Here is a 26453-nt window from a genome sequence, read left to right as displayed (position 1 = left end):
CCCGCCAAGACCTTCAGTGGATAGGGTGTTATGTCCGGAAAAGCGCAACAGCAATCTCGTCTCAAAGAGTTGATCAGCCGTGGTCGTGAGCAGGGTTACCTGACTTACGCGGAGGTCAACGACCACCTGCCGGAGGATATTTCCGATCCGGAACAGGTGGAAGACATCATCCGCATGATCAACGACATGGGGATCAACGTATTCGAGACAGCCCCGGATGCGGATGCCCTGTTGCTGGCCGAAACCGATACCGACGAAGCCGCCGCCGAGGAAGCTGCCGCCGCGCTGGCCGCGGTGGAGAGCGACGTCGGCCGCACCACCGACCCGGTGCGCATGTACATGCGCGAGATGGGTACCGTGGAACTGCTGACCCGCGAAGGCGAGATCGAGATCGCCAAACGCATCGAGGAAGGCATCCGCGAAGTCATGAGCGCCATCGCCCAGTTCCCTGGCGCGGTGGACGGCATCCTCGACGAGTACCAGCGGGTGGTCAGCGAAGGCGGCCGCCTGTCCGACATCCTCAGCGGCTACATCGACCCGGACGACGGCTCGGTGCCCGCCGAGGAAGTGGAACTCGACCTCAAGGACAGCGCTGGCGCCAAGGCCAAGGATGACGAGGAAGAGGACGAGGAGTCCGAAGACGACAGCGAAGACGAAGGCGACGGCGGTCCGGACCCGGAAGAGGCCGCGCGCCGCTTCGGCCTGGTCGCCGATCAGCTGGAAAAGACCAAGAAGGCCCTGAAGAAGCACGGCCGCGGCAGCAAGCAGGCCGACGCGGAAATGCTCGCCCTGGCCGAACTGTTCATGCCGATCAAGCTGGTGCCCAAGCAGTTCGACGTCCTGGTCGCCCGCGTCCGCGACGCCCTGGACCAGGTGCGCCGCCAGGAACGCGCCATCATGCAACTGTGCGTGCGTGACGCGCGCATGCCCCGCGCCGATTTCCTGCGCCTGTTCCCCGGCCAGGAAACCGACGAATCCTGGGTCGACGGCGTGCTCAAGGCCAAGCCGAAGTATGCCGAAGCCCTGGAGCGCGTGAAGGACGACGTCATCCGCAACCAGCAGAAGCTCTCCGCGCTGGAAAGCAACGTCGACCTCAAGGTCTCCGAGATCAAGGACGTCAACCGCGCCATGTCCATCGGCGAGGCCAAGGCCCGCCGCGCCAAGAAGGAAATGGTCGAGGCCAACCTGCGCCTGGTGATCTCCATCGCCAAGAAGTACACCAACCGCGGCCTGCAGTTCCTCGACCTGATCCAGGAAGGCAACATCGGCCTGATGAAGGCGGTGGACAAGTTCGAATACCGCCGCGGCTACAAGTTCTCGACCTACGCCACCTGGTGGATCCGCCAGGCGATCACCCGCTCGATCGCCGACCAGGCACGCACCATCCGCATCCCGGTGCACATGATCGAGACCATCAACAAGCTCAACCGCATTTCCCGGCAGATGCTCCAGGAAATGGGCCGCGAACCGACCCCGGAAGAGCTGGGCGAACGCATGGACATGCCGGAAGACAAGATCCGCAAGGTCCTGAAGATCGCCAAGGAACCGATCTCCATGGAAACCCCGATCGGTGACGACGAAGACTCGCACCTGGGCGACTTCATCGAGGACTCCACCATGCAGTCGCCCATCGAAGTGGCGACCAGCGAGAGCCTCAAGGAAGCCACCCGCGAAGTCCTCGCCGGCCTCACCGCCCGGGAAGCCAAGGTGCTGCGCATGCGCTTCGGCATCGACATGAACACCGACCACACCCTCGAGGAAGTCGGCAAGCAGTTCGATGTGACCCGCGAACGTATCCGCCAGATCGAAGCCAAGGCGCTGCGCAAGCTGCGCCACCCGTCGCGAAGCGAGCACCTGCGCTCCTTCCTCGACGAGTGATCGAAGAACCCCCGGCACAGCCCGGGGGTTTTTCTTTCAGGGATACTGGCAGGGGGCTACTGGAGCGGCGAGGGCCCGACTACACTTCGGCGTATCCCTCCCCCGGATCGAGGCCCTCCATGCCGCGTCTGCAGGTTGTTCTGTTGTGCCTGGCATTCTGGGCTTCCCAGGCGAGCGCGCTCACCCTCACCCCCGAAGAGCGGACCTGGCTGCGCCAGCACCCGCAGCTGCGCCTGGGCGTGGACGCCTCCTGGCCACCCTTCGAGTTCCGCGACGACCAGGGCCACTACCAGGGGCTCGCCGCCAGCTACGTGCAACTGATCAGCGAACGCCTGCAGGTCGGCATGCAGCCCAGCGAGCCGAGCAGCTGGAGCGAGGTCCTGCAGCAGGCGCGCAACGGCCAGGTCGACCTGCTGCCGGGCATCATGGCGACGCCGGAACGCAGCGAATACCTGACCTTCACCCGCCCCTACCTGGACTTCCCCATCGTCATCCTCGCCCGCAGGGATGGCCCCAACCCGGAAAACCTGAGGGCGCTGTACGGCCTGAAGGTCGGCGTGGTCGACCACTATGCGCCCCATGAACTGCTGATCGCCAAGCACCCGGACCTCAACCTGCTGCCCCTGCCCAGCGTCGCGGCAGCCCTGCAGGCACTGGCCACCGGGCAGGTCGACGCCTTCGTCGGCGACTTCGCCTCCAGCGTCTGGAGCCTGCGCCAGCTCCGCCTCGAAGGCATCCAGATCAGCGGCGAGACGCCCTACCGCTACCAGCTGGCCATGGCCGTGCCGCGCAACGACGCGATGCTCGCCGGCATCCTCGACAAACTCTTCGCCGAACTCACCGGCGACGAGGTCGAAGCCCTGCAGGCGCCCTGGGTCGGCGGCCTGCTGGATAACCGGCCGGCCTGGTCGCGGCACCTGCTGAGCATTGGCCTGCCGGTGCTGCTGGCGAGCCTGGCGATAGTCGCCGCCCTGGTGGCGATGAACCGCCGCCTGCGCGGCGAAATGGCACGACGGGTGAAACTCGAACAGGCCCTGCGCGACAGCGAGCAGCACTTCCGCGGCCTGGTCGAGAGCATGGCCGCCATCGCCTGGGAGATGCGCCTGTCGGAAAACCGCTTCACCTACGTCTCGCCCCACGCCCAGGAGCTGCTGGGCTACCCGCAGCACGAGTGGCTGACGCCGGGCTTCTGGCAACGCACCCTGCACCCGGCCGACGCCGAGCAGGCGATGAGCTACTGCTTCTCCGAGAGCCGCGCCGGGCGCAACCACAGCCTGGACTACCGGATGCTCGCCGCCGACGGCCGCGTGGTGTGGATCCGCGACATCGTCACCCTCATCCGCCACGGCGACGAACTCATCCTGCGCGGCCTGATGATCGACATCACCGAGGCCAAGCGCACCGAGCAGGCGCTGCGCCTGTCCGAACAGAAATTCGCCTCGGTGTTCCACCACTGCCCGGACATCATCGTCCTGGCCCGGCGCATCGACGGGCGCCTGCTGGCGGTGAACAGCACCTTCGAGCAGCAGGTCGGCATCCCCGCCGGCGAAGCCCTGGGCAAGACCGCCACCGAGCTGAACATCTGGAGCGAACCGGGCATGGGCCCGCGCATGCTCGAACGCCTGCAGGGCGAGAACCTCGACAACATCGAGATCAGCCTGCATCGCCGCGACGGCAGCCGCTTCACCGCCCTGCTCTCGGCCCAGCGCGTGGCCCTGGACGACACGCCCGCCCTGGTGGTGGTGGCGCGCAACATCTCCCAGCTCAAGCAGACCCAGGAGCAACTGCGCGCCTCCGAGGAAAAATTCGCCAAGGCCTTCCATGCCTCCCCCGACGGCATGCTCATCACCCGCATCCGCGACGGCCTGCTGCTGGAGGCCAACGAAGGCTTCACCCGCATCACCGGCTATGGCCGCGAGAGCGCCAGCGAGCGCTCGACCCTGGAGCTGGGCCTGTGGGCCGACCCGCAGGACCGCGAGCGCCTGCTGCAGAAGATCCGCGAACGCTCGACGGTGCAGGATTTCACCGCCTTCATCCGCACCCGCGAAGGCGCCGCCCGGCTCTGCGAACTCTCGGCTCACCATATCGTCATCAGCGGCGAAGACTGCCTGCTGACCATCGCCCGCGACATCACCGAACGCCAACAGATGCAGGAAAAGCTCACCCTGGCCGCCACCGTGTTCGAAAGCACCGCCGAAGGCGTGATGATCACCGACGCCAGCCAGCGCATGATCGCGGTCAACCGCGCCTTCAGCGAAATCACCGGCTACGGCGAGGACGAAGTGCTCGGCCAGTCGCCGCGCCTGCTGGCCTCGGGGCAGCACGACAGCAGCTTCTACGTCGCCATGTGGCACCACCTCAACGCCGAAGGCCACTGGCAGGGCGAGATCTGGAACCGGCGCAAGAGCGGCGAGCTCTACCCGGAATGGCTGACCATCAGCGCCGTGCGGGGCAACAACGGCGAAACCAGCCACTTCGTCGGCGTTTTCGCCGACATCTCCACGCTCAAGTACGCCCAGGCCCGCCTCGACTACCAGGCCCACCACGACCCGCTCACCGGCCTGCCCAACCGCCTGCTGTTCGAGACCCGGCTGACCACCGCGCTGAAGGAAAGCCAGGAAGAACAGCAGCTGGGCGCCGTGCTGTTCCTCGACCTGGACCGCTTCAAGCACATCAACGACAGCCTCGGCCACCCGGTCGGCGACCAACTACTGAAATCCATCGCCCGGCGCCTGCGCGAACAACTGCGCGACATCGACACAGTGGCGCGCCAGGGCGGCGACGAATTCATCATCCTGCTGCCCGGCCTGCACCAGGCCAGCGATGCCGAGCACGTGGCGAAGAAGCTGCTGAACTGCTTCAGCCACGCCTTCGTCGCCGACGACAAGGAATTCTTCGTCAGCGCCAGCATCGGCATCAGCCTGTTCCCGGTGGACGGCAAGGACGTCGCCACCCTGGTGAAGAACGCCGACGCCGCCATGTACCGGGCCAAGGCCCAGGGCCGCAACCGCGTCGAGTTCTACACCCGCGAGCTGACCTTCCAGGCCAACGAACGCGTGGCCCTGGAGCACGAACTGCGCCGCGCCCTGGAAACCCACCAGTTGCAGCTCTACTACCAGCCCAAGCAGGCCCTGGACAGCGGTGCGCTGGTGGGTGCCGAGGCGCTGATCCGCTGGAGCCACCCCAAGTACGGCGCCATCCCGCCGGACCGCTTCATCCCCCTGGCCGAGGAAACCGGGCTGATCCTGCCGCTGGGCACCTGGGTGCTGGAAGAAGCCTGCCGGCAGATGAGCCGCTGGCAGCAGAGCCACGCCGCCTTCGGCCCGCTGTCGGTGAACCTGGCCGGCGCCCAGCTGTACCAGCACGACGTGGTCGACCAGGTGCGCGAGCTGCTGCAACGCTACAACCTGCACGCCCCCCGGCTGCAGCTGGAAATCACCGAGAACTTCCTGATGCACCAGACCGACGAGGCCCTGGACACCCTGCACGCCCTCAAGGGCCTGGGCGTGCAGCTGGCCATCGACGACTTCGGCACCGGCTACTCCTCGCTCAGCTACCTCAAGCAACTGCCGCTGGACATCCTCAAGATCGACCAGTCCTTCGTCCACGGCCTGCCCGACGACCCCCACGACGCCGCCATCGCCCGCGCCGTGATCGCCCTGGGCCGCAGCATGAACCTCACCATCATCGCCGAAGGCGTGGAACGCGAGGAGCAGGAACGCTTCCTCGCCGAAGAAGGCTGCGACCAGGTCCAGGGCTACGCCCTCAGCCCACCCCTGCCGGCCGAACAATTCGCAGCCCGTTTCCTCACCCCGCTGCAGCCGATTGGCACTGCGCAAGGGACGCCGGTATAATCCGCCGGCCTTCTGGGGGCCTATAGCTCAGTCGGTTAGAGCAGAGGACTCATAATCCTTTGGTCCACGGTTCGAGTCCGTGTGGGCCCACCACTCTTAAATAGCCTGAAAGCCGCGCACTGCGCGGCTTTCACGTTTTCGAGCCCGGGTTTCCTGGAACGAGATCAGCGTTTCAGGGCGGCGATAACATGCTCGGGATCGTTGTGTATCGCCCTCAACAAGGCCTTGGCCGGACCTTCCGGCTCCCGCCTTCCCTGCTCCCAATTCCGCAGTGTACCCAGGGCGACGTCGATCGCCTTGGCAAACGCCGCCTGCGACAGCCCCGTGGCCTGGCGGATGCTTTTGACCTGCAGCGCATCCACATGGAACTCGCGCGAAGGTTGACGCTCGCCGCGGTCGATCTCGTTCATCTGCTCCATGCTTTGAACGAGCCGGCTGAAGAGATTCTTTTCCATCACTGCCACCCTTTGTTGAGATCGCGGAGCACTTTCTTTTCATCCTCGGACAGGTCGTCCTTCACACCTTTCCTATAGATCAATAGCAGCCGAATCTGATGGGCCGCCATCATGTGGTAGTAGATCACCCGAACACCACCGCGCTGCCCTTTCCCATTCGCCTTCCAGCGCACCTTCCGGAGCCCGCCGGTGTGCTGGATCACATCACCAGCCTGGGGATTCTCTGCCAGGTACTGCTGAAAGTCCTTGTATTCGTCGTCGCCGAGCAACTCCCGAAGGTCTTCGGTGAAGATCGGCGTTTCGATGAAGATCATGCCGTCCCTTGCCCTCATGTACGCCATTGGCGTATTAAAACTATAGACTCGGATACCTATGACTTCAAGACTCATCGCCCCAGTTGGACGCCGAGCCGAATAGCTCGCGCAATCGGCTCATGAAATGAGCCGAATAATCGATTTATTCGGCTCACCGCCCAGGAAGACCTGCCATGCGCCCCGCTCCCCGCAGAAGTCGCGTGATTGAGCAGCGCCGGCTCAGCTCGACGACAGTTCCCGCAGCGCGGCGGTAGCCAGGAAGCCGGAGCGGGAGGCGTAGCGGTGGTCGCGCTTCACCCGCTCGTCGATGCGTTGCAGCAGGTTTTCCGGCAGGGTGGCGTTGAATCGCACGGCCTTGCCCAGGTAGGGGGTGACGTCGAAGTCGACCACCGCCCAGACACCGCCGGCATAGTCGGGGTTGGCCATGTGGACGTCCACTTCCTGCGCTTGCGGCAGTTCCTCGCCATCGGCTACCAGGCCCTCGAAGTGCAGGGCCAGGGCTTCCTGGACGTTTTCCAATGCCTGGCTGACGGTGGTGCCGGCGGAGAAGCAGCCGGGTACGTCGGGTACGGTCACGCCGTAATCCGAATCGGCGTCCTTGTGCAGGACCACGGGGAATTTCATGGCGATGCTCTCCTCTTTCGCAGGCGGGTGGATCATCGAAGGCCAGCCTGTCGCAGGATGCTGTTCACGGTTCCTATCGGCAGGTTGCTCCTGGGGTGGGGAACCGTTACCCGGCCCTTCTTGGTGAAGTGCCTGAATTGGTGGTGACTGCCTTTCACCTCGACCAGGTACCAGCCATCCGCACGAATCAACTCCATTATTTCTCGACTGCGCATCGTCCCTCCGCACAGCCTTGGTGTGTAGCCTACACACCAAGCGCTGAACTATCTACACACCATATACATCATGAGTTTCGAATTGCCGGCCTGATGCCGCCCGGCAATTCAAGGACGCGCGGCTTTGCGGATATGTGTGTAGGTTGGCGATCGCCGGAAACAGGGAAATTCCCTACTCGGAATTGGCGTTGCCGTCCTACAAGACGGCTGCGTAGCTTTCGCTCTGCCACGGATCAGACGTGGCCAGGTGTGGAAACCTGATTAACGAGCGGTCCACTCTCTCAGGGCGAAGTAGGCACGACGTGCCGGTAGTGCCCTGTACGCTGTGGCGGACCGTGCGAGGCGGGCGTTTGCCCGGCCGGCTTACTCGTTATCCGGTTTTCCACCCTTGCACGGTCCGCCTCCCTTCTCCGGATTGCCTGGGTGGCGGCTTCTTCGATGCAGCAAGGAGCGACAGCATGACCCTTTCTACTTCCGATTCCGTTCTCGTCCCTTCCGTTTTCCTGCGCCATCGCCGTCCCCTGAGGGCGGTACTGATCGAGAACCAGGCGTGGTTCGTCGGGCGGGACCTGGCGCGGCTGACCAACAGCCATGTGTCCACGCGGGTTATCCACAAACTGGATGCCGACCAGCAGCGGTTCGAGTGTCTGCAGGCGGCTGGCGGAGAGGTGACGCGTGAGTGGCTGGTCAGCGAGAGCGGCGTGTATGCGCTGCCGATGGTGCATTTCTATCACCCGGAGAACCGGGGCTTGCGGCAGTGGTTGAGCAATGAGGTGGCGCCGGCGTTGCGGGATGCGCGACAGAGTGATCCGGATTTGCCGCGGCGAAGGGTGAAGCGGGTGCAGGGGCAGCAGTTGAGCGTGCTGGATTGGCAGGGGAAGCTGTGGGTGCGGTTTGGGGATGCGGTGGGGTTGATGGAGCGGGAGGTTCGGCGGGAGTCGTAGGGTTGGGGGCGGTATTCATGGTGATGGGTATCGCTGCGCTCAACGCCATCCTACGGGGGTCAAGATTGGGTCAGGTGCGGCTTTTGACTTGGGTTCCCTCTCCCCAGCCCTCGGCTACGCGCCCCGCCCTGAAGGGAGAGGGGGCTTGTTCGTGCCGAGAGAGATAATGGTTTCAGCCGGAACCTACCTGGCTAACCGGCTAACTCCAAAACGCCCGCATCTGCCCAACGGTCCCCTCTCCCTTCAGGGAGAGGGTTAGGGAGAGGGCTGCCGGGCCTCGCTCTAGCGCCGACAGCCTTGACCGAGCCCCGCCTCACCGCTTCGCGATGATGTAGACCGCATGCACGATGCCCGGGATGTACCCCAGCAGCGTCAGCAGGATGTTCAGCCAGAACGCCCCGCCGAAACCGACCTGGAGGAACACGCCCAGGGGCGGGAGGATGATGGCGATGAGGATGCGGATCAGGTCCATGGCAGGTGCTCCTTGTAACTGTGGCTACTGACACCAGCATCGACCACGGCCGCTTCGCTGGCGTTCAATCCTTTTGCGCGCCTGGACCGGATGCCATGGACGGGCCATAGTTGTGCGCAGGCTCAGGCCGCTGCGTGCCGAAAAGGTGCAACCCCGTCCACGCACCTGGCCGGCGCGCCTCCACTCCCCGGAATAGCCCGCAAGGTCCGCTTCTTGCAGCGATCGCCGGGCATCCGCTGCATCTGCCGGCATGGTCACCTTTCTACACAGTTCGTCGAGTTCGACCAATGGCTGGTTGCACCTGGTTGCACCTTTGTCGTCCGACGTTTAAATTCTCGCCACATTTCCGCCGTGCCCACTTTCCAATAACAGGTACAACCATGGCCACCACCACCCTTGGCGTGAAGCTCGACGACGCCACCCGTGAACGCCTCAAGCAAGCCGCCCAGGCCATCGAGCGCACGCCGCACTGGATCATCAAGCAGGCGATCTTCAACTACCTGGAGCAGATCGAGGGTGGTCTCTCCCCCGCCCAGCATTCCGGCCTGGCCGCCGCGGCCGGCGAGGAATCGCTGGAGGCGCTGAACGAGCAGGGCCTGCAGGTGTTCCTGGACTTCGCCGAGAGCATCCTGCCGCAGTCGGTGCTGCGCGCCGCCATCACTTCCGCCTACCGCCGCCCCGAGACCGAGGCGCTGCCGATGTTGCTGGAGCAGGCCCGCCTGCCCCAGGACAAGGCCGAGGCCGCCAACAAGATGGCCCTGGGCATCGCCGGGAAGCTGCGCAACCAGAAGAGCGCCGGCGGCCGCCAGGGCCTGGTGCAGGGCCTGCTGCAGGAGTTCTCGCTGTCGTCCCAGGAAGGCGTGGCGCTGATGTGCCTGGCCGAGGCGCTGTTGCGCATTCCGGACAAGGCCACCCGCGATGCGCTGATCCGCGACAAGATCAGCAACGGCAACTGGAGCCAGCACCTGGGCCAGAGCCCGTCGATGTTCGTCAACGCCGCCTCCTGGGGCCTGCTGATCACCGGCAAGCTGGTCTCCACCCACAACGAGGCGGGCATGACCTCCTCGCTCAACCGCATCATCGGCAAGAGCGGCGAGCCGCTGATCCGCAAGGGCGTGGACATGGCCATGCGCCTGATGGGCGAGCAGTTCGTCACCGGCGAGACCATCGGCGAGGCCCTGGCCAACGCCGCGAACATGGAAAGCCGCGGCTTCCGCTATTCCTACGACATGCTCGGCGAAGCCGCACTGACCGACGAGGACGCCAAGCGCTACCTGGCCTCCTACGAGCAGGCCATCCACGCCATCGGCAAGGCCTCCCATGGCCGCGGCATCTACGAAGGCCCGGGCATCTCCATCAAGCTCTCGGCGCTGCACCCGCGCTACAGCCGCGCGCAGTACGACCGGGTGATGGATGAGCTGTACCCGACCCTGCTGGGCCTGACGCAGATGGCCAAGCAGTACGACATCGGCATCAACATCGACGCCGAGGAAGCCGACCGCCTGGAAATCTCCCTCGACCTGCTCGAACGCCTGTGCTTCGAGCCCTCGCTGAGCGGCTGGAACGGCATCGGCTTCGTCATCCAGGCCTACCAGAAGCGCTGCCCGTACGTGATCGACTACGTCATCGACCTGGCCAAGCGCAGCCGCCACCGCCTGATGATCCGCCTGGTGAAGGGCGCCTACTGGGACAGCGAGATCAAGCTGGCCCAGGTCAACGGCCTGGAGGGCTACCCGGTCTACACCCGCAAGCCCTACACCGACGTTTCCTACATCGCCTGCGCGCGCAAGCTGCTGGCGGTGCCGGAGGCCATCTACCCGCAGTTCGCCACCCACAACGCCCACTCGCTGTCGGCCATCTACCAGATCGCCGGGCAGAACTACTACCCGGGCCAGTACGAGTTCCAGTGCCTGCACGGCATGGGCGAGCCGCTGTACGAGCAGGTGGTGGGCAAGGTCGCCGACGGCAAGTTCAACCGCCCGTGCCGCATCTACGCCCCGGTGGGCAGCCACGAGACGCTGCTGGCCTACCTGGTGCGCCGCCTGCTGGAGAACGGCGCCAACACCAGCTTCGTGAACCGCATCGCCGACCACAGCATCTCGCTGCAGGACCTGGTGCTGGACCCGGTGCAGCAGGTCGAGCAGATGGCCGCCCAGGAAGGCACCCTCGGCCTGCCGCACCCGCGCATCCCGCTGCCGCGTGACCTGTACGGCGAAGGCCGGGCCAACTCCGCGGGCCTGGACCTGGCCAACGAACACCGCCTGGGCTCGCTGTCCTCGGCGCTGCTGACCAGCACCAACCAGGCCTACGTCGCCCAGCCGGTGCTCGGCGGCGAAACCCCGGCGCCCGCCGCGGCCGAGCCGGTGAAGAACCCCGCCGACCACCGCGACGTCGTCGGCCAGGTATTCGAGGCCAGCGAAGCGGACGTCAACAACGCCCTGCTCAGCGCCCAGGCCAGCGGGCCGATCTGGCAGTCCACCCTGCCGGAGGAGCGCGCCGCCGTGCTGGAGCGCGCCGCCGACCAGATGGAAGGCGAGCTGCAGCAACTGATGGGCCTGCTGGTGCGCGAGTCCGGCAAGACCTTCGCCAACGCCATCGCCGAGGTGCGCGAGGCGGTGGACTTCCTGCGCTACTACGCGGCCCAGGCCCGTGGCTTCTCCAACGACAGCCACCGCCCGCTGGGCCCGGTGGTGTGCATCAGCCCGTGGAACTTCCCGCTGGCGATCTTCAGCGGCCAGGTGGCCGCCGCCCTGGCCGCCGGCAACACCGTGCTGGCCAAGCCGGCCGAGCAGACCCCGCTGATCGCCGCCCAGGCCGTGCGCATCCTGCTGGAAGCCGGCGTGCCGGCCGGCGTGCTGCAACTGCTGCCGGGCCGCGGCGAGACCGTCGGCGCCCGCCTGGTGGGCGACGAGCGCGTGCGCGGGGTGATGTTCACCGGTTCCACCGAGGTGGCCGGCATCCTCCAGCGCAACATCGCCGGCCGCCTGGACGCCCAGGGCCGCGCCATCCCGCTGATCGCCGAGACCGGCGGGATGAACGCGATGATCGTCGACTCCTCGGCCCTGGCCGAGCAGGTGGTGGTGGACGTGATCAACTCCGCCTTCGACAGCGCCGGCCAGCGCTGCTCGGCCCTGCGCGTGCTGTGCGTGCAGGCCGACGTGGCCGACCGCGTGGTGCAGATGCTCAAGGGCGCCATGGCCGAATACACCCTCGGCTCGCCGGAACACCTGAACGTGGACATCGGCCCGGTGATCGACGCCGAGGCCAAGGGCAACATCGACCGCCACATCCAGGCCATGCGCGACAAGGGCCGCAAGGTCTTCCAGGCCGCCCGGGTGAATGGCGACGCGCTCAAGCGCGGCACCTTCGTGGTGCCGACGCTGATCGAGCTGGACAGCTTCGACGAACTCAAGCGCGAGATCTTCGGCCCGGTGCTGCACCTGGTGCGCTACGAGCGCTCCGACCTGGACCAGTTGCTGGCGCAGATCAACGCCTCCGGCTACGGCCTGACCCTCGGCGTGCACACCCGCATCGACGAGACCATCAGCCAGGTGGTGGGCAACGCCCGCGTCGGCAACCTGTACGTGAACCGCAACATCGTCGGCGCCGTGGTCGGCGTGCAGCCCTTCGGCGGCGAAGGCCTGTCCGGCACCGGCCCGAAGGCCGGCGGCCCGCTGTACCTGTACCGCCTGCTGTCGACCCGCCCGCGCGACGCCGTGGCCAGCCAGCTGGCCGGCGACAACGTGCAGGCCCTGCCCCGCCCCGCCGAGCGCGAGAAGGCCCTGCAGGCGCTGCGCGACTGGGCAGCCAGGCAGGAGCCGGAACTGGCGAAGGTGGCGGACGAGTTCGCCAGCCTGGCGCAGAGCTACCGCTGCCACGTGCTGACCGGCCCCACCGGCGAGCGCAACACCTACACCCTGCTGCCGCGCGAGCGCGTGCTTAACCTCGCCGAGGAGCGCGCCGACCTGCTGGTGCAGCTGGCCGCCACCCTGGCGGTGGGCAGCCTGGCGGTATGGCCGGCGAGCCAGCGCGAACTGCGCGACGACCTGCCCAAGGAAGTGCAGAAGCGCATCGAGCTGGTCGACGACTGGAGCGCCGCCGAAACCGCCTTCGACGCCATCCTGCACCACGGCGATTCCGACCAGCTGCGCGGGGTGTGCGAACAGGCCGCCAAGCGCAAGGGCGCGATCGTCGGCGTGCACGGCCTGGGCAAGGGTGAAACCGATGTACCGCTGGAGCGCCTGCTGGTGGAACACGCCCTGAGCGTGAACACCGCAGCCGCCGGCGGCAACGCCAGCCTGATGACCATCGGCTGACGGGAAAGCGGCGCCCTACCCGGGCGCCGCCTGCGATACCCGCGCCCTTGCGGCGCGAACCGCGCTACCGCCCTCGCCGAGGGGGCTACCCGCCCGGTAGCGCGGCTTCCCACTGCGGCCCTCCCGGCCACGCGTCCACCCAAACGGTGGACGCCGCGGCGGCGCTACCCGCGCCGCCGCTTTCCCTTCACAGGAACCAGCGGTACTCCCGCGCACTCACCTCGTCCATGAACGCCAGGTGGTCGTGGCGCTTGTTCTCGCAGTAGACGAAGACGAACTCGCTGCCGAGCCCTTCCTTCACCACCGGGTGGTTCTCCATGGCCGCCACCGCGCCGAGCATGTCGCGGGGGAAGTCGATGCCGCTGTCGCGGTCTTCGTTCAGCGGGGCGATGGGCTCCTTGCCCGCTTCCAGGCCGTACTCCATGCCGGTGAGGATGGCCGCCAGCACCAGGTAGGGGTTGGCGTCGGCCCCGGCGAGGCGGTGCTCGATGCGCAGGTTCCTGCCATCGGACTCGGGGATGCGGATGCACGCATCGCGGTCCTCGAAGCCCCAGCTGGCCCTGCTCGCCGCGTTCACCCGCGAGCCGTAGCGGCGGTAGGCGTTGTGGTTGGCGGCGAAGATCGGCATGCAATGCGGCAGCAGCTCCAGGCAGCCGGCCACGGCGTGGCGCAGCGGGCGCTGTTCGTCGCCGTCGAGCAGGTTGCGGCCGTCACGGTCGTAGAGGCTGACGTGCACGTGCATGCCGCTGCCCGGCGCGTGCAGGTAGGGCTTGCTCATGAAGCTGGCGCGGTGCCCATGCTTGAGCGCCACGCCGCGGGTGGCGCGGGTGAAGAGCGCGGCCTGGTCGGCGGCGTGCAGGCCGTCCTCGCAGTGGGCGAAGTTGATCTCGAACTGGCCGGGGCCGATCTCGGCGGTGATCACGTTGGCGTCCACGCCCTGCTCGCGCGAGGCCTCGACTATCTCGTGGAGCACGTCGGAGAAGCGCGACAGGCGCTCGATGTGCATGTTCGGCTGGTCGTCCTCGTCCTCGCACAGCGGGTCGCGCGGGTACTGCGGCAGGCCGTCCCTGAGCTTCCTGTCGAACAGGTAGAACTCCAGCTCGAAGGCCACCACCGGGCGGATGCCCTTGCCTTCCAGGCGCCTGAGCACGCGCGCCAGCACTTCCCGCGGTTCGAACTCGATGGGCGCCTCGGTGCCGTCGGAGCTGATGATCATCTGCCCCAGCGGCTGGTTCTCCCAGCGCACCGGCTTGAGGCTGCCGGGAATCAGCCGGCGCGGCGCGTCCGGGTCGCCGTCGTTGAAGCAGTAGTCGCCGATCGGGTGCAGGCCGCCCTGCACGCCCAGCAGCACGCAGTTCTGCGGCAGCTTCAGGGGCGAGCCGGCGGCGACTTTCTCCAGCATGTCCACCGGGTAGCGCTTGCCGTAGAAGTGCCCGGGGATGTCCAGGCAGATCAGGTCGACGTAGCGCACGTCCGGGTACTGGGCGCGGAAGGCGCGCACTTCGCTGAGCAGGTCGGGGAAGGTTTGGCGGTTCATCTTCTTGGTGCCTGTGTCGGGCGCAGCCGGATGCCTTCAGGTGAAGATCCAGAGCACCCTCGTTGGTTTGTCTGTCAGGTTGCCGTAGCGGAATTTCGCGTGCGGCGGCAGCTGGAAGCTGTCGTTGGGGTAAAGGGTGACGGTCTCGTCCTGGTACCAGAGGGTCAGTTCGCCCTCCAGCACGAAGCCGCCCTGCTCAGAGCTGTCGTTGAGGTGGTCCTCGCCGCTGGTGGCGCCGGGGGCGAGGATGCTGTCGAGCATGGAGAAGCCGCCGGACATGTTCGGCGAGGCGAGGATGTCGGTGACGCCGCCGGCGTAGTAGAGCGTGCGGCGGTCGGCCGGGCGCGTCACCCAGGCCAGCTCGCGGGCGGGCCCCTCGGCGTAGAAGTAGGTGGTCGGCACGCCGAGGGCTTCGCTGATGGCGGTGAGGTCGGCCACGGTCGGGCGCGACAGGCCGCGCTCGACCTGGGAGAGGAAGCCCACCGAGCGGCCGATGCGCTCGGCCAGGGCGCCGAGGGTCAGGTTCTTGTGCTTGCGCAGGTCGCGGATCAGGGTCGCGAGGTGTTCGTTCTGGTGTTCTTGCATAGGCGCTGCCCGGCTCTGTTCAGAAGAAGTCCCGCAAGCGATACCAGGCTTTGCCGACGGCTTCCAGTGGCGCGGCGAAGCGCTGGCCGCCGGGGAAGCCGGGATTGCTCAGGCGCTGGTACAGGTCGAGCTCCTCGCCGTGCCCCAGCATGGCCTGGCTGACCGCGCGGGCGGCGGCCAGGCTGGGCAGCACGCCATGCCCGGAATAGCCCTGCAGCCAGTAGAGGTCGCCGCGGCGGCCGACGTCCGGGGTGCGCCGCATGCTGCAGTCGATGTGCCCGCCCCAGGCGTATTCCAGCTCCACCCCGCGCAGTTGCGGGAACACCCGCTCGACGTAGGGCCGGGTGGCCGCGCGGATGTCCGAAGGCATGCCGCCCAGGTAGGTGCAGCCGCCGCCGAACAGCAGGCGGTGGTCGGGGGTCAGGCGGAAGTAGTCGAGGACGAACTGGTTGTCGGTGACGCAGCAGTTCCGCGGCAGCAGCGAATGCGCCAGCTCGGCGCCCAGCGGCGCGGTGGCGACCTGGTAGGTGCCCACCGGCAGGATGCGCGCGGAGACTTCCTTGTCCAGGCCGTCGATGTAGGCGTTGCAGGCCAGCACCAGGGCGGCGCAGCGGATGCTGCCGCGCTCGGTCTCGACGACGTAGCCGTTGCCCTGCTCGCTGTAGCGCAGCGCGCGGGTCTGCTCGAAGATGCGCCCGCCGGCCTTCTCCAGCGCGCCGGCCAGGCCGTAGGCCAGCTTCAGCGGGTTGAGGTGCGCGGAGTTCGGGTCGTACAGGCCGGCCAGGTAGCGTTCGCTGGCGATCCACTGCGGCAGCTCGGCGCGGGAAACCATCTGCAGGCCCTCGTAGCCCCAGCGGCGCGCGGCCTCGCCCTGCCATTCCTCGAGCATGCCGACGCGGCGCGGCAGCACGGCGGTCCACAGGTGGCCGACGCGGTAGTCGCAGTCGAAGCCGTGGCGCTGCGGCAGGTCGCGCATCTCGCGCGCCGCCCAGAGCATGCCCTGCCACAGGCGCAGGGCGCCTTCATGGCCGAGGTCGGCCTCGATCGGCCCGAGGTCGCTGGACCAGCCCGGCAGCGCCTGGCCGCCATTGCGCCCGGAAGCCGCCCAGGCGATGCGGCTGGCCTCGATCACGCAGACCTGGCGGCCGCCCTCGGCCAGCTGCAGCGCGGTATGCAGGCCACTGAAGCCGGCGCCGATCACCAGCACCTCGACCTCCAGCGCATCCGTCAGCTGCGCGCGGGGCTGCAGCAACTCCGGGTTGGCGGCGGCGTAGTAGGTGCCGACGGGCTGGCTGGATTGCAGGAACATGGCGACCTCGTGAAATTATCATGCTTGTTTTTCATGAAAACTAACACAACGAATTTCACGAAGCCAGCCCGGCGCGAATTCGACCTGACCTGCGGCAATGCAATCCCGGGAAAAACCGCCGGCGCCTTGGCATTGGCCCGCCCCGTGCCCATCTACCTCCCGAGCCCATCCACAGCGGGGCCGAACCGTCCACGCGGATGACAGATGCCCATCTGTTGCTATGTTCTTAGAAGGCCGCCGGACGCGGTTAGCGCTGGTGTACAGGGGATAACCGGATGAATCAGATGCTGAAGCCGCAACCGTACTGCAAGAACTGCCGTCTGGCGCCGCCCACCCTCAGCGACGACAAGATCCTCGAGCTGGAAGCCATCATCAGGCCCGGCCACCTGCTGCACAAGGGCGACCACCTGTTCCGCCAGGGCGACACCTTCCACAACGTCTACCTGGTGCGCTCCGGCTCGCTGAAGACGGTGACCACCAACGAGCAGGGCCTGGAGAAGATCACCGGCTTCTACTATGCCAACGAGATCTTCGGCTTCTCCGGCATGGACGAGGGGCGCTACCCGGTATCGGCCATCGCCCTGGAAAGCACCCTGTGCAGCGAGATCCCCTTCGACCAGCTGGAGCAGTTGTCGCAGCAGATCCCCGGGCTGTCGCACCAACTGCTGCTGATGATGAGCCGCAAGATCCGCGAGGACCAGCAGATGAAGCTGCTGCTCTCGCGGCTCAACGCCGACTCGCGGATCGCCGCCTTCCTGCTGAACATCTCGGCGCACTTCCGCGAGCGCGGCTTCTCGGCCCTGCGCTTCCGCCTGAGCATGTCGCGCCACGAAATCGGCGACTACCTGGGGCTGGCGGTGGAAACCGTGTCGCGCAGCTTCACCCGCCTGCAGAAGAACGGCCTGCTGCGGGTCAACGGGCGGGAGACGGAGATCGTCGACTTCACCGAGCTGTGCGCGCTGGCGGGGGGCGAGATCGAACTCTGAGGCCCCGCCTCTCCCTCGTAGGATGGGTTGAGCCTGCGATCCCCATGCGGCAACTGTCTTTTGGGCTCCGTCGTTCGCGGGAGTGACTGGATCGAAATTCGCGTCTCCCATCTCGCCCCATTGTAGGAGCGGGCCCTGCCCGCGAATCGCGCGCAGGGCGCGCTCCTACAGGTGGGACAGCGGTGGCGGGGTAGGACTCATCCGCGATGCGGCCGACAGGCCGCCGCCATCCCCGGGGCGCGCAGCCCCGGCCGGGAATAAAAGCCGCCCCGATGGACCAAAACGACGTCCGGGGGCGGGCGCGAGGCAGGTTGTGGGCAGCCGCCGCCTCAGGCGGGGCCGCTGCCCAGGCATTCGGGGCCCTGCAGGCGGGCCGTCCAGTCTTCCACCACGCCACTGGCCAGGCGTTGCGCGGCGGTCTTGCGCCAGCGCAGCGAGAGCGCGTCGCACGCCATCATCTGGCGCAGGCCGCAGGGCTCCAGCGGTTCGCCGAAGTACCAGCGCAACAGGCTGGCCACGCTCAGCTGCGGGTAGTGCCGCTGCACCAGCTCCAGCGGCGCGGCGGCGCTGACCATGCCGGCGCGGCGCACCCGGTAGAACCAGCCGCAGCGGCCCTGCTGCTGCAGCTCCAGCGGCAGTTCCGGGAGGTTCCAGCGACGTCCCAGGCGGTAGCACGGCGAGCGCGGCTGGCTGACCTCGATCAGCGCCTCGCCCCAGCGGAACAGGTCGCCGATGCACACGTCGGCCTCGTTCACGCCGAAGGTCGAGAGGTTCTCGCCGAAGGCCGGTTGCTGCCAGCGCTGCTGCGGGTGCTGCTTGCGCCAGTGGCGGTAGTGCTCGGCCGGGTAGTGGTGCAGCGCACGGTCGAGGCCGCCGTGGTGGCGCAGGTCGGCCTGTTCGTCGCCGGGCAGGCCTTCGCTGCCCAGCCAGACTTCCTCGCGGGTTTCGAGCTTGTCGATGGCGCTGACCAGGCCGCCCCAGCACTCTTCGACTTTACCTATGAAAACACCCTGGATGACGATGCCTTCCACCTTTGTCTACCCGTCTGCAGCAGTGGACAGGCACTAGACTAGAGCCTCGGATAGGTGCCTATCCATTTCGATTTTCCAGTTTCGTTGATAAGCTGCGCTTATGGATTTCCGCCAGCTCCGCTATTTCGTCGCGCTCTACGAGGAAGGCCACGTCGGCCGGGCCGCCGAGCGCCTGGCCCTGTCGCAGCCGGCGCTGTCGCAGCAGATCCGCCAGCTGGAGCGGAGCCTCGACGTGGCCCTGTTCCAGCGCATCGGCAAGCGCCTGGTACCGACGGCGGCGGCGCACACCCTGTACAACCATGCCGTGCCCCTGCTCGAAGGCCTGGAGCGCGCCCACGAGGCCCTGCGCGGCTTCCGCGGGCAGGCCGCGCGCAGCCTGGCCATCGGCGTGCTGCAGACGGTGAACGCCAGCCTGGTGCCCCACCTGGTGGAACGCCTGCACGCCGCGCAGCCGCACCTGCAGGTGCGCATCTACGAGCTGTCCGGGGTGGAGATCGAGCGCCGGCTGCTGGCCGGGCAGCTGGACATCGGCATCGGCTTCCTGCCGCCGCGCCAGCCGGCGCTGCATGGCGTGGAGCTGTACCCGGACGAGCTGCAGCTGGTGATCCCCGCCGACCACCCGCTGCGCGAGTTCAAGAAGGTGTCCCTGGCCCAGGCCGCGGAACTGCCGATGCTGCTGCTGGGCGAGGAATTCCGTGCCCGGCAGATCTGGCAGGAGCAACTGGCCGCCATCGGCCGCCGGCCACGGGTGCAGGCCGAGCTGAACCACATGAGCGGCATCCTCGACAGCCTGCCCCACAGCCGCTTCGCCACGGTGCTGCCGGGCCGCGCGCGGCAGCTGCACAGCAACCGCGACCTGCTGTGGAAGCCGTTGAGCGAGCCGCGCATCCCGCTGAGCGTGGGGTTGGTCTACCGCGATGCGCAGCGCCAGCGCAGCACGGTGGAGCTGCTGCGCTCGCTGCTGGAAGGCGCGGTACAGGGCTTTTCGTAGAGCCCCGCGCCAAGATGCTCTTCGTAGGAGCGGAGCTTCTCCGCGATAGCCGGGCGTCCCGGCGCGGATCGCGGATGAGATCCGCTCCTACGCCGTCCCACCCACGCCATTCCCCTTGTAGGAGCGCGCCCTGCGCGCGAATCGCGGGCAGGGCCCGCTCCTACAGTCGGCTGGGCGGGGAAAAACCGCAGGCAAAGAAAAACCCCGCCTTGCGAGCGGGGTTTTGCAGACCGATATCCTGACGTCCATGCTGGCCACCGTCCGTGGTGGAATCCCTATCTTTCCGTTTTGTCGTCGGCGCTTCCTGCGCAATGTCCTGACTGGAAACAAGATTACGCGTCGGACCGCGCCGTCGGTAGACGCCAAATGACACCACGACGTGTAAGCCTAGGCTTACAAAGCGTTGCCCCGCTGAAACGACAAGGCCCCGCCGAAGCGGGGCCCTGTCTGTGTGCGCGGCTTAGAACTGCGCGGCGTCGAGCAGGTACAGCGACTCGCTGCCGGCCTTCACCGAGGCGCTCAGGGAGTGGATGCGCGGCAGCAGGCGGGCGAAGTAGAAGCGCGCGGTGCCCAGCTTGCTGGCGTAGAACTCGTCCTGGCCTTCCTTGCCCAGCGCAGCGCGGGCCATCAGCGCCCACATGTAGGCGTAGGCGGTGTAGCCGAACACCTGGAGGTACTCCACCGAAGCGGCGCCGATCTCGTTGGGGTTGGCCTTGGCGCGGTCCAGCACCCAGGCGGTCAGCTCTTCCAGGTTCTGCACGGCGGCGTTCAGCGGACCGGTGAACTCGGCCAGCTCGGCGCCGGCCGAGGCGCTGAAGGCCTTGATCTCGTCGGTGAAGTGCCTGGCGAAGGCGCCACCGCTGCCGACGATCTTGCGGCCCATCAGGTCCAGCGCCTGGATGCCGTTGGTGCCTTCGTAGATCTGGGTGATGCGGCAGTCGCGCACCAGCTGCTCCTGGCCCCACTCGCGGATGAAGCCATGGCCGCCGAACACCTGCTGGCCGTGGACGGTGGTTTCCAGGCCCATGTCGGTGAGGAAGGCCTTGGCCACCGGAGTCAGCAGGGCGACCAGGTCCTCGGCGCGCTTGCGCACGGTCGGTTCTTCGCTGTACTTGGCGGTGTCCAGCTGCATGGCGACGTAGCTGGAGAAGGCGCGGCCGCCCTCGTTCAGCGCCTTCATGGTCAGCAGCATGCGGCGCACGTCCGGGTGCACGATGATCGGGTCGGCCGCCTTGTCCTTGGCCACCGGGCCGGTGGGCGCGCGGCTCTGGATGCGCTCGCGGGCGTATTCCACGGCGCTCTGGTAGGAACGCTCGCCGGTGGCCAGGCCCTGGATGCCGACGCCCAGGCGCTCGTAGTTCATCATGGTGAACATGGCCGCCAGGCCCTTGTTCGGCGCATCGACGATCCAGCCGGTAGCGCCGTCGAAGTTCATCACGCAGGTGGCCGAGGCCTTGATGCCCATCTTGTGCTCGATGGAGCCGCAGCTCACGGCGTTGCGCTCACCGAGCGAGCCGTCCTCGTTGACCAGCACCTTGGGCACCAGGAACAGCGAGATGCCCTTGGAGCCGGCCGGCGCGTCGGGCAGCTTGGCCAGCACCAGGTGGATGATGTTCTCGGCCAGGTCGTGCTCGCCGCCGGTGATGAAGATCTTGGTGCCGCTGACCTTGTAGCTGCCGTCGGCCTGGGGCTCGGCCTTGGTGCGGATGATGCCCAGGTCGGTGCCGGCGTGGGGCTCGGTCAGGCACATGGAACCGGCCCAGGTACCGGCGTACATGTTCGGCAGGTACTTGCCCTTGAGTTCTTCGCTGGCGTGGTTGAGCAGCGACAGGCAGGCGCCAGCGGTCAGCATCGGATAGAGGCCGAAGGACAGGTTGGCCGCATTGACCATCTCCTCGACCTGCGCACCGATGACCTTGGGCATGCCCATGCCGCCGAACTCCGGCGCGCCGCCCACGCCCACCCAGCCGCCTTCGGCGTAGGTGCGGTAGGCCTCGGGGAAGCCGGCCGGGGTCTTCACGCCTTCGGCGCTCCAGCTGCAGCCTTCTTCGTCGCCGCTGCGGTTCAGCGGGGCGATCACGCCCGCGGTGACCTTGCCGGCTTCCTCGAGGATGGCGTTGGCGGTGTCGACGTCCACCGTCTCGGCCAGGCCCGGCAGCTCGGCCCAGAGCTTGCCCACCTCGAAGACTTCGTGGAGGACGAATTGCATGTCGCGCAGCGGTGCTTTGTAGTCAGCCATGTAGGAATCCTCGAGCGAAACAACGGCTGAACAAGCAGCCAGCGGTATTCAGGATAGGACGTACGCAAGGGTACGCCGGCGGAGTTTACCCCGACAACTCTTCAGAGCCATAGCGTCATATTGTGAACGAATTGTTAATCATCGGTCACACCATATGCGCCCACCGGACAGCCAGCGGCCCCGGCCGCCACGAAGGGCCGCCGGGGCCGCGGTCGGCGCGTCAGAGGGCGAACTGCTCGGCGGACAGGCGCATCAGGCTTTCGCCGCCGGCCTCCACCGCCGCCTTGTGCGCGGCCGCGCGCGGCAGCAGGCGGGCGAAGTAGAAGTCCGCGGTGGCCAGCTTGGCCTGGTAGAAATCGGCTTCGCTGCTACCCTGCTCCAGCTTGTTCCGGGCCACCAGGGCCATTTGCAGCCAGAAGTAGCCGAGGGTGACGTAGCCGGAGAACATCAGGTAGTCCACCGCCGCCGCGCCGACTTCGTCGGGGTTCTTCATGGCGGCCATGCCGACCTTCTGCGTCAGCTCGCCCCACTGCTTGTTCAGCGCCGCCAGCTGCGCCACCTGGGCCTTGAGCTGCGGGTGCTCGGCGTTGGCCTGGCACAGCTGGTGGACCAGCCTGGTGAAGCCCAGCAGCAGCTTGCCCTGGCTGCCGAGCACCTTTCGCCCAAGCAGGTCCAGGGCCTGGATGCCGTTGGTGCCTTCGTAGATCGGGGCGATGCGGCAGTCACGCACCAGTTGCTCCATGCCCCATTCGCGGATGAAGCCGTGGCCACCGAACACCTGCATGCCGTGGTTGGTCACCTCCAGCCCGGTGTCGGTCATGAAGGCCTTGCAGATCGGGGTGACGAAGGCCAGCAGGTTGGCGGCCTGCTCGCGTTCCTCGGCGTTGTCGGACAGGTGCTCGATGTCCAGCAGTTGCGCGGTGAAGTAGGCCAGGGCGCGGTTGCCCTCGTTGAAGGCCTTCATGGTCAGCAGCATGCGCCGCACGTCGGGGTGGACGATGATCGGGTCGGCCGGCTTGTCCGGCGCCTTGGGCCCGGTCAGGGCGCGCATCTGCAGGCGCTCCTGGGCGTACTTCACGGCGCCCTGGTAGCTCACCTCGCCGAGGCACAGGCCCTGCATGCCGGTGCCCAGGCGCGCGTGGTTCATCATGGTGAACATGCAGGCCAGGCCCTTGTTGGCCTCGCCGATCAGGTAGCCGGTGGCGCCGTCGAAGTTCATCACGCAGGTGGCCGAGGCCTTGATACCCATCTTGTGTTCGATGGAGCCGCAGGCCACGGCATTGCGCGCGCCGGCCTCGCCGCTGGCGTCGAGCAGGAACTTGGGCACGATGAACAGCGAGATGCCCTTGGTACCGGCCGGCGCGTCGGGCAGCTTGGCCAGCACCAGGTGGATGATGTTCTCGCTCATGTCGTGCTCGCCGGCGGAGATGAAGATCTTGGTGCCGCTGATGGCGTAGCTGCCGTCGGCGTTGGGCACGGCGCGGGTCTTGATGATGCCGAGGTCCGTGCCGCAGTGCGGTTCGGTCAGGCACATGGTGCCGGTCCAGGTGCCTGCGGTCATGCGCGGCAGGTAGGCCTGCTTCTGCTCGGCGCTGCCGTGGGCGTGGATGGCGGCCATGGCGCCCTTGGTCAGGCCGGGGTACATGGCCCAGGAGCAGTTGGCCGCGCCGATCATCTCGCTGACCAGCAGGCCTAGGGACGGCGGCAGGCCCTGGCCACCGTACTCGGGGTCGGAGGACACGCCGTTCCAGCCGCCCTCGACGTACTGCGCGAAGGCCTCCTTGAAGCCCTTGGGCGTGGTCACCACGCCGTTGTCGAAGTGGCAGCCCTCCTCGTCGCCGGAGCGGTTCAGCGGCGCCAGCACCTGCTCGCAGAACCTGGCCCCTTCCTCGAGGATGGCGGAAACCATGTCCGGGCTGGCATCGGTCGCGCCCAGGGCCTGGTAGCGGCCGGCGAAGTCGAAGACCTCGTCGATCAGGAAGCGCACGTCGCGCAGGGGTGCCTTGTACTCGGGCATGGCGGTTCTCCAGTCGGTTCGGCGCCGGAACGGCGCGGACAAGCCCTGAACCTACTGTGCGCCGGAAAGCGGCGGCAATCACTCTGCGCGCGATGAATGCGCGGCCATAACCGGGCCCGGCCTCGGGCCGGCCGCACCACCCCGCGACGGCCCCGGCCATACGCTGCAACGCGGTACTCGCGGCCTGCACGGGCACAAAAAAACCCGCCATCAGGACGGGCTTCCTGCACGGGAGAGCCGATCAGGCGAAGACCACTTCCACCCGCCCCTCACGGCGTGAACGGGGGGCGGCCTTGACCACGATCTGGACATCGCGCCCGAGCCGGGCCAGGCAGTCGATCATCTTGGCCTCGCTGATGCCTCTGAACTTCCCACGCAACATGTCGGAAACCTTGGGCTGGGGAAGCCCGAGGATTTCCGCTGCCTGGGTCTGTGTCAGGTGGCGGGCCTTGATGATGCTGCCGATCTTGGATGCCAGCCTGGCCTTGACCTGCATCTCGCCGGCATCGTCCCTGCCGAGGTCGGCATAGACATTGCCGCTACCTTCTTCGAACTCAATCATTTTCGCTGCCCATCCAGATCAACGACTTCACTGATGGCTCGGCTTTCCCATGAACGGCCGAGCGAGGCTATACCCATATTGGTATAACGATCAAGCCGGGCCACGATCGTGCGTGGAGCAGGCCCGGAAATGAAAACACCCTGCGGGCGCTTGCTCGCAGGGTGTCAGGCGCCTCCGTGGACAGCCCGCCACGGGGCGGGCTGGTGCCAGCGGCGGGATCAGTAACCGAGGGAGAAGTCTTCCTCGGCCATGTCCATCAGGTTGCCGGCGCCGGACAGCATGGCGGCGACGTGGGCGCGGGTGCGCGGCAGGATGCGCTGGAAGTAGAAGCGCGCGGTCTGCAGCTTGGCCTTGTAGAAGGCTTCCTCGCTGGTGCCGGCGGCCAGTTTCTCGGCGGCCAGGCGCGCCATGTCGGCCCAGAAGTAGGCCAGGCAGGCGTAGCCGGAGAACATCAGGTAGTCCACCGAAGCGGCGCCGACTTCCTCGCGGTCCTTCATGGCGGCCATGCCGACCTTCATGGTCAGTTCGCCCCACTCCTTGTTCAGCGCGGCCAGCGGCGCGACGAATTCCTTGACGGCGTCGTTGCCTTCGTTGGCCTGGCAGAACTTGTGCACGATCCTGGTGAAGCCCTTGAGCGCCTCGCCCTGGGTCATCAGCACCTTGCGGCCCAGCAGGTCCAGCGCCTGAACGCCGGTGGTGCCTTCGTACAGCATGGAGATGCGGCTGTCGCGGACGTTCTGTTCCATGCCGTGCTCGGCGATGAAGCCGTGGCCGCCATAGATCTGCACGCCGTGGTTGGCCGACTCGAAGCCGACTTCGGTCATGAACGCCTTGGCGATCGGGGTGAGGAAGGCCAGCATCGCGTCAGCGGCTTTCTTCTCTTCTTCGTCCTGGCTGCGCTGGACGATGTCCACCTGCTTGGCGGCGAAGTACAGCATGGCGCGGTTGCCTTCGGCGAAAGCCTTGGCGGTCAGCAGCATGCGGCGCACGTCCGGGTGCACGATGATCGGGTCGGCGGCCTTTTCCGGGGCTTTCGGGCCGGTCAGCGAACGCATCTGCAGACGCTCGCGGGCGTAGGCGATGCCACCCTGGAAACCGATCTCGGCGTGGGCCAGGCCTTGCAGCGCGGTACCCAGGCGGGCGGTGTTCATGAAGGTGAACATGCAGTTCAGGCCCTTGTTCGGCGGGCCGATCAGGAAGCCGGTGGCGGCGTCGAAGTTCATCACGCAAGTGGCGTTGCCGTGGATGCCCATCTTGTGCTCGATGGAGCCACAGGACACGGCATTGCGCTCGCCTACGCCGCCTTCGGCGTTGGGCAGGAACTTCGGCACGATGAACAGCGAGATGCCCTTGGTGCCCTGGGGCGCGTCGGGCAGGCGGGCCAGCACGATGTGGACGATGTTGTCGGCCATGTCGTGTTCGCCGGCGGAAATGAAGATCTTGGTGCCGGTGACCTTGTAGGTGCCGTCGGCCTGGGGCTCGGCCTTGGTGCGCAGCATGCCCAGGTCGGTGCCGCAGTGCGGCTCGGTCAGGCACATGGTGCCGGTCCACTCGCCGGACACCAGCTTGGTCAGGTAGGTGGCCTGCTGTTCCGGGGTGCCGTGGGCGTGCAGGGTGTTCATGGCGCCGTGGGACAGGCCCGGGTACATGCCCCAGGACCAGTTGGCCTGGCCGACCATCTCGCTGATGGCCATGCCCAGGGATTCCGGCAGGCCCTGGCCGCCGTGCTCGACGTCATGGGCCAGGCTCGGCCAGCCGCCCTCGACGAATTGCTGGTAGGCCTCCTTGAAGCCGGTGGGGGTCTTCACGCCCTCGGGGCTCCAGGTGCAGCCTTCCTGGTCGCCGACGCGGTTCAGCGGGGCGATCACCTGTTCGCAGAACTTGGCACCCTCTTCGAGGATGGCATTGACCATGTCCGGCGTGGCGTCCTGGGCGCCCGGCAGGTTCTGGTAGTGCGCTTCGTAGCCCAGCAGCTCGTCGCGAACGAAACGGATATCACGCAAGGGGGCCTTGTAATCAGGCATAGCGGTAAACCTCTACGAAGGGTTCTGGTTAATGGGCGACCGATGCTTGCGGTCGCTGTGCGGGAGCGTTCCCGGCCGCCCAGCCGATGCGCCGCGCGCC

Annotated in this window: 19 protein-coding genes and 1 tRNA gene; 7 read left to right on the top strand and 13 right to left on the bottom strand. The window is 67.0% G+C overall.

Going from position 1 to position 26453, the window contains the following annotated elements; all coding sequences use genetic code 11:
* Window positions 1–30 precede the first annotated feature (30 nt).
* The 3 genes from rpoD (at window position 31) to CHC02_RS18730 (ending at window position 5825) form a co-directional block, all read left to right on the top strand.
* On the top strand, window positions 31–1878 hold the full coding sequence (gene rpoD, locus CHC02_RS18740) for an RNA polymerase sigma factor RpoD (RefSeq protein ID WP_089392955.1): 1848 nt from the start codon (window positions 31–33) through the stop codon (window positions 1876–1878).
* 119 nt (window positions 1879–1997) lie between these two features.
* Window positions 1998–5732 carry a bifunctional diguanylate cyclase/phosphodiesterase gene (locus tag CHC02_RS18735; protein WP_089392954.1) on the top strand — a complete coding sequence of 1245 codons (3735 nt, stop codon included), beginning with the start codon at window positions 1998–2000 and terminating at the stop codon, window positions 5730–5732.
* 16 nt (window positions 5733–5748) lie between these two features.
* Window positions 5749–5825 (top strand) — tRNA-Ile (locus tag CHC02_RS18730).
* A 71-nt stretch (window positions 5826–5896) separates the two neighbouring features.
* Here the strand turns inward: CHC02_RS18730 and CHC02_RS18725 are convergent.
* The 4 genes from CHC02_RS18725 to CHC02_RS18710 all read right to left on the bottom strand — a co-directional run bounded on the left by CHC02_RS18725 (window position 5897) and on the right by CHC02_RS18710 (window position 7340).
* On the bottom strand, window positions 5897–6187 hold the full coding sequence (locus tag CHC02_RS18725) for a helix-turn-helix domain-containing protein (RefSeq protein ID WP_089392953.1): 291 nt from the start codon (window positions 6185–6187) through the stop codon (window positions 5897–5899).
* Complete coding sequence (locus CHC02_RS18720) at window positions 6187–6501, bottom strand: toxin HigB-2 (RefSeq protein WP_089393007.1); 315 nt, start codon at window positions 6499–6501, stop codon at window positions 6187–6189. The genes CHC02_RS18725 and CHC02_RS18720 overlap by 1 nt, the downstream gene beginning before the upstream one ends.
* Window positions 6502–6720: 219 nt before the next feature.
* The gene (locus CHC02_RS18715) at window positions 6721–7125 is read right to left on the bottom strand and encodes a type II toxin-antitoxin system HicB family antitoxin (protein WP_089392952.1); all 405 of its coding nucleotides are present in this window, start codon (window positions 7123–7125) and stop codon (window positions 6721–6723) included.
* Between the two features lie 32 nt (window positions 7126–7157).
* Entirely contained in the window at window positions 7158–7340 is a 183-nt protein-coding gene (locus tag CHC02_RS18710) for a type II toxin-antitoxin system HicA family toxin (RefSeq protein ID WP_089392951.1), read from the bottom strand.
* A gap of 458 nt (window positions 7341–7798) precedes the next feature.
* On the opposite strand from CHC02_RS18710, the gene CHC02_RS18705 reads away from it, so the two are divergent.
* Entirely contained in the window at window positions 7799–8284 is a 486-nt protein-coding gene (locus tag CHC02_RS18705; protein ID WP_089392950.1) for a BRO-N domain-containing protein, read from the top strand.
* A 313-nt stretch (window positions 8285–8597) separates the two neighbouring features.
* On the opposite strand, the gene CHC02_RS18700 is transcribed toward CHC02_RS18705, so the two are convergent.
* Window positions 8598–8756 (bottom strand): YqaE/Pmp3 family membrane protein, encoded by a 159-nt coding sequence (locus tag CHC02_RS18700; RefSeq protein WP_009615518.1) that lies wholly within the window; start codon window positions 8754–8756, stop codon window positions 8598–8600.
* A 380-nt stretch (window positions 8757–9136) separates the two neighbouring features.
* Here CHC02_RS18700 and putA point away from each other — a divergent pair, with 380 nt between their 5' ends.
* Window positions 9137–13072 (top strand): trifunctional transcriptional regulator/proline dehydrogenase/L-glutamate gamma-semialdehyde dehydrogenase, encoded by a 3936-nt coding sequence (gene putA, locus CHC02_RS18695; protein ID WP_089392949.1) that lies wholly within the window; start codon window positions 9137–9139, stop codon window positions 13070–13072.
* A gap of 187 nt (window positions 13073–13259) precedes the next feature.
* Here the strand turns inward: putA and CHC02_RS18690 are convergent, their stop codons facing one another.
* Genes CHC02_RS18690 through CHC02_RS18680 form a run of 3 tightly spaced genes read right to left on the bottom strand, consistent with a single transcriptional unit; the run spans window position 13260 to window position 16503 of the window.
* Window positions 13260–14609, bottom strand: coding sequence for a glutamine synthetase family protein (locus tag CHC02_RS18690; RefSeq protein WP_089392948.1), 1350 nt, complete (start codon window positions 14607–14609; stop codon window positions 13260–13262).
* A 36-nt stretch (window positions 14610–14645) separates the two neighbouring features.
* Window positions 14646–15194, bottom strand: coding sequence for a helix-turn-helix domain-containing protein (locus tag CHC02_RS18685; RefSeq protein WP_089392947.1), 549 nt, complete (start codon window positions 15192–15194; stop codon window positions 14646–14648).
* A gap of 19 nt (window positions 15195–15213) precedes the next feature.
* Window positions 15214–16503, bottom strand: coding sequence for an NAD(P)/FAD-dependent oxidoreductase (locus tag CHC02_RS18680; protein ID WP_089392946.1), 1290 nt, complete (start codon window positions 16501–16503; stop codon window positions 15214–15216).
* A 284-nt stretch (window positions 16504–16787) separates the two neighbouring features.
* Between CHC02_RS18680 and CHC02_RS18675 the strand changes: the two genes are divergently transcribed.
* Window positions 16788–17489 (top strand): cyclic nucleotide-binding domain-containing protein, encoded by a 702-nt coding sequence (locus tag CHC02_RS18675; RefSeq protein ID WP_089392945.1) that lies wholly within the window; start codon window positions 16788–16790, stop codon window positions 17487–17489.
* Window positions 17490–17818: 329 nt separating this feature from the next.
* Here CHC02_RS18675 and CHC02_RS18670 read toward each other — a convergent pair whose 3' ends face one another.
* A complete protein-coding gene (locus CHC02_RS18670; RefSeq protein ID WP_089392944.1) occupies window positions 17819–18520 on the bottom strand; it encodes an MOSC domain-containing protein in 702 nt (233 codons plus the stop codon).
* A 100-nt stretch (window positions 18521–18620) separates the two neighbouring features.
* Here CHC02_RS18670 and CHC02_RS18665 point away from each other — a divergent pair, with 100 nt between their 5' ends.
* Entirely contained in the window at window positions 18621–19511 is an 891-nt protein-coding gene (locus CHC02_RS18665; RefSeq protein ID WP_089392943.1) for a LysR family transcriptional regulator, read from the top strand.
* Window positions 19512–19971: 460 nt separating this feature from the next.
* Here the strand turns inward: CHC02_RS18665 and CHC02_RS18660 are convergent, their stop codons facing one another.
* The 4 genes from CHC02_RS18660 to CHC02_RS18645 all read right to left on the bottom strand — a co-directional run bounded on the left by CHC02_RS18660 (window position 19972) and on the right by CHC02_RS18645 (window position 26353).
* Entirely contained in the window at window positions 19972–21750 is a 1779-nt protein-coding gene (locus CHC02_RS18660) for an acyl-CoA dehydrogenase C-terminal domain-containing protein (protein WP_089392942.1), read from the bottom strand.
* Between the two features lie 220 nt (window positions 21751–21970).
* Complete coding sequence (locus tag CHC02_RS18655) at window positions 21971–23767, bottom strand: acyl-CoA dehydrogenase C-terminal domain-containing protein (protein ID WP_089392941.1); 1797 nt, start codon at window positions 23765–23767, stop codon at window positions 21971–21973.
* Window positions 23768–24008: 241 nt separating this feature from the next.
* Complete coding sequence (locus tag CHC02_RS18650; protein ID WP_089392940.1) at window positions 24009–24329, bottom strand: helix-turn-helix domain-containing protein; 321 nt, start codon at window positions 24327–24329, stop codon at window positions 24009–24011.
* Between the two features lie 218 nt (window positions 24330–24547).
* Complete coding sequence (locus tag CHC02_RS18645; RefSeq protein WP_089392939.1) at window positions 24548–26353, bottom strand: phenylacyl-CoA dehydrogenase; 1806 nt, start codon at window positions 26351–26353, stop codon at window positions 24548–24550.
* Between the last annotated feature and the right edge of the window lie 100 nt (window positions 26354–26453).

Origin of the sequence: Pseudomonas delhiensis (genome assembly GCF_900187975.1) — a bacterium.
Classification (GTDB): Bacteria; Pseudomonadota; Gammaproteobacteria; order Pseudomonadales; family Pseudomonadaceae; genus Pseudomonas; species Pseudomonas delhiensis.
This window is presented reverse-complemented; position numbering and strand designations above follow the sequence as displayed.

Coding starts and splice junctions, on each gene's coding strand:
- CHC02_RS18655 (WP_089392941.1), bottom strand. CDS start 23,767: ATGCCCGAGTACAAGGCACCCCTGCGCGACGTGCGCTTCCTGATCGAC.
- CHC02_RS18735 (WP_089392954.1), top strand. CDS start 1,998: ATGCCGCGTCTGCAGGTTGTTCTGTTGTGCCTGGCATTCTGGGCTTCC.
- CHC02_RS18650 (WP_089392940.1), bottom strand. CDS start 24,329: ATGATTGAGTTCGAAGAAGGTAGCGGCAATGTCTATGCCGACCTCGGC.
- CHC02_RS18700 (WP_009615518.1), bottom strand. CDS start 8,756: ATGGACCTGATCCGCATCCTCATCGCCATCATCCTCCCGCCCCTGGGC.
- CHC02_RS18680 (WP_089392946.1), bottom strand. CDS start 16,503: ATGTTCCTGCAATCCAGCCAGCCCGTCGGCACCTACTACGCCGCCGCC.
- CHC02_RS18720 (WP_089393007.1), bottom strand. CDS start 6,501: ATGATCTTCATCGAAACGCCGATCTTCACCGAAGACCTTCGGGAGTTG.
- CHC02_RS18725 (WP_089392953.1), bottom strand. CDS start 6,187: ATGGAAAAGAATCTCTTCAGCCGGCTCGTTCAAAGCATGGAGCAGATG.
- CHC02_RS18665 (WP_089392943.1), top strand. CDS start 18,621: ATGGATTTCCGCCAGCTCCGCTATTTCGTCGCGCTCTACGAGGAAGGC.
- CHC02_RS18715 (WP_089392952.1), bottom strand. CDS start 7,125: ATGAAATTCCCCGTGGTCCTGCACAAGGACGCCGATTCGGATTACGGC.
- CHC02_RS18660 (WP_089392942.1), bottom strand. CDS start 21,750: ATGGCTGACTACAAAGCACCGCTGCGCGACATGCAATTCGTCCTCCAC.
- CHC02_RS18675 (WP_089392945.1), top strand. CDS start 16,788: ATGCTGAAGCCGCAACCGTACTGCAAGAACTGCCGTCTGGCGCCGCCC.
- CHC02_RS18690 (WP_089392948.1), bottom strand. CDS start 14,609: ATGAACCGCCAAACCTTCCCCGACCTGCTCAGCGAAGTGCGCGCCTTC.
- CHC02_RS18705 (WP_089392950.1), top strand. CDS start 7,799: ATGACCCTTTCTACTTCCGATTCCGTTCTCGTCCCTTCCGTTTTCCTG.
- CHC02_RS18645 (WP_089392939.1), bottom strand. CDS start 26,353: ATGCCTGATTACAAGGCCCCCTTGCGTGATATCCGTTTCGTTCGCGAC.
- CHC02_RS18710 (WP_089392951.1), bottom strand. CDS start 7,340: ATGCGCAGTCGAGAAATAATGGAGTTGATTCGTGCGGATGGCTGGTAC.
- rpoD (WP_089392955.1), top strand. CDS start 31: ATGTCCGGAAAAGCGCAACAGCAATCTCGTCTCAAAGAGTTGATCAGC.
- putA (WP_089392949.1), top strand. CDS start 9,137: ATGGCCACCACCACCCTTGGCGTGAAGCTCGACGACGCCACCCGTGAA.
- CHC02_RS18685 (WP_089392947.1), bottom strand. CDS start 15,194: ATGCAAGAACACCAGAACGAACACCTCGCGACCCTGATCCGCGACCTG.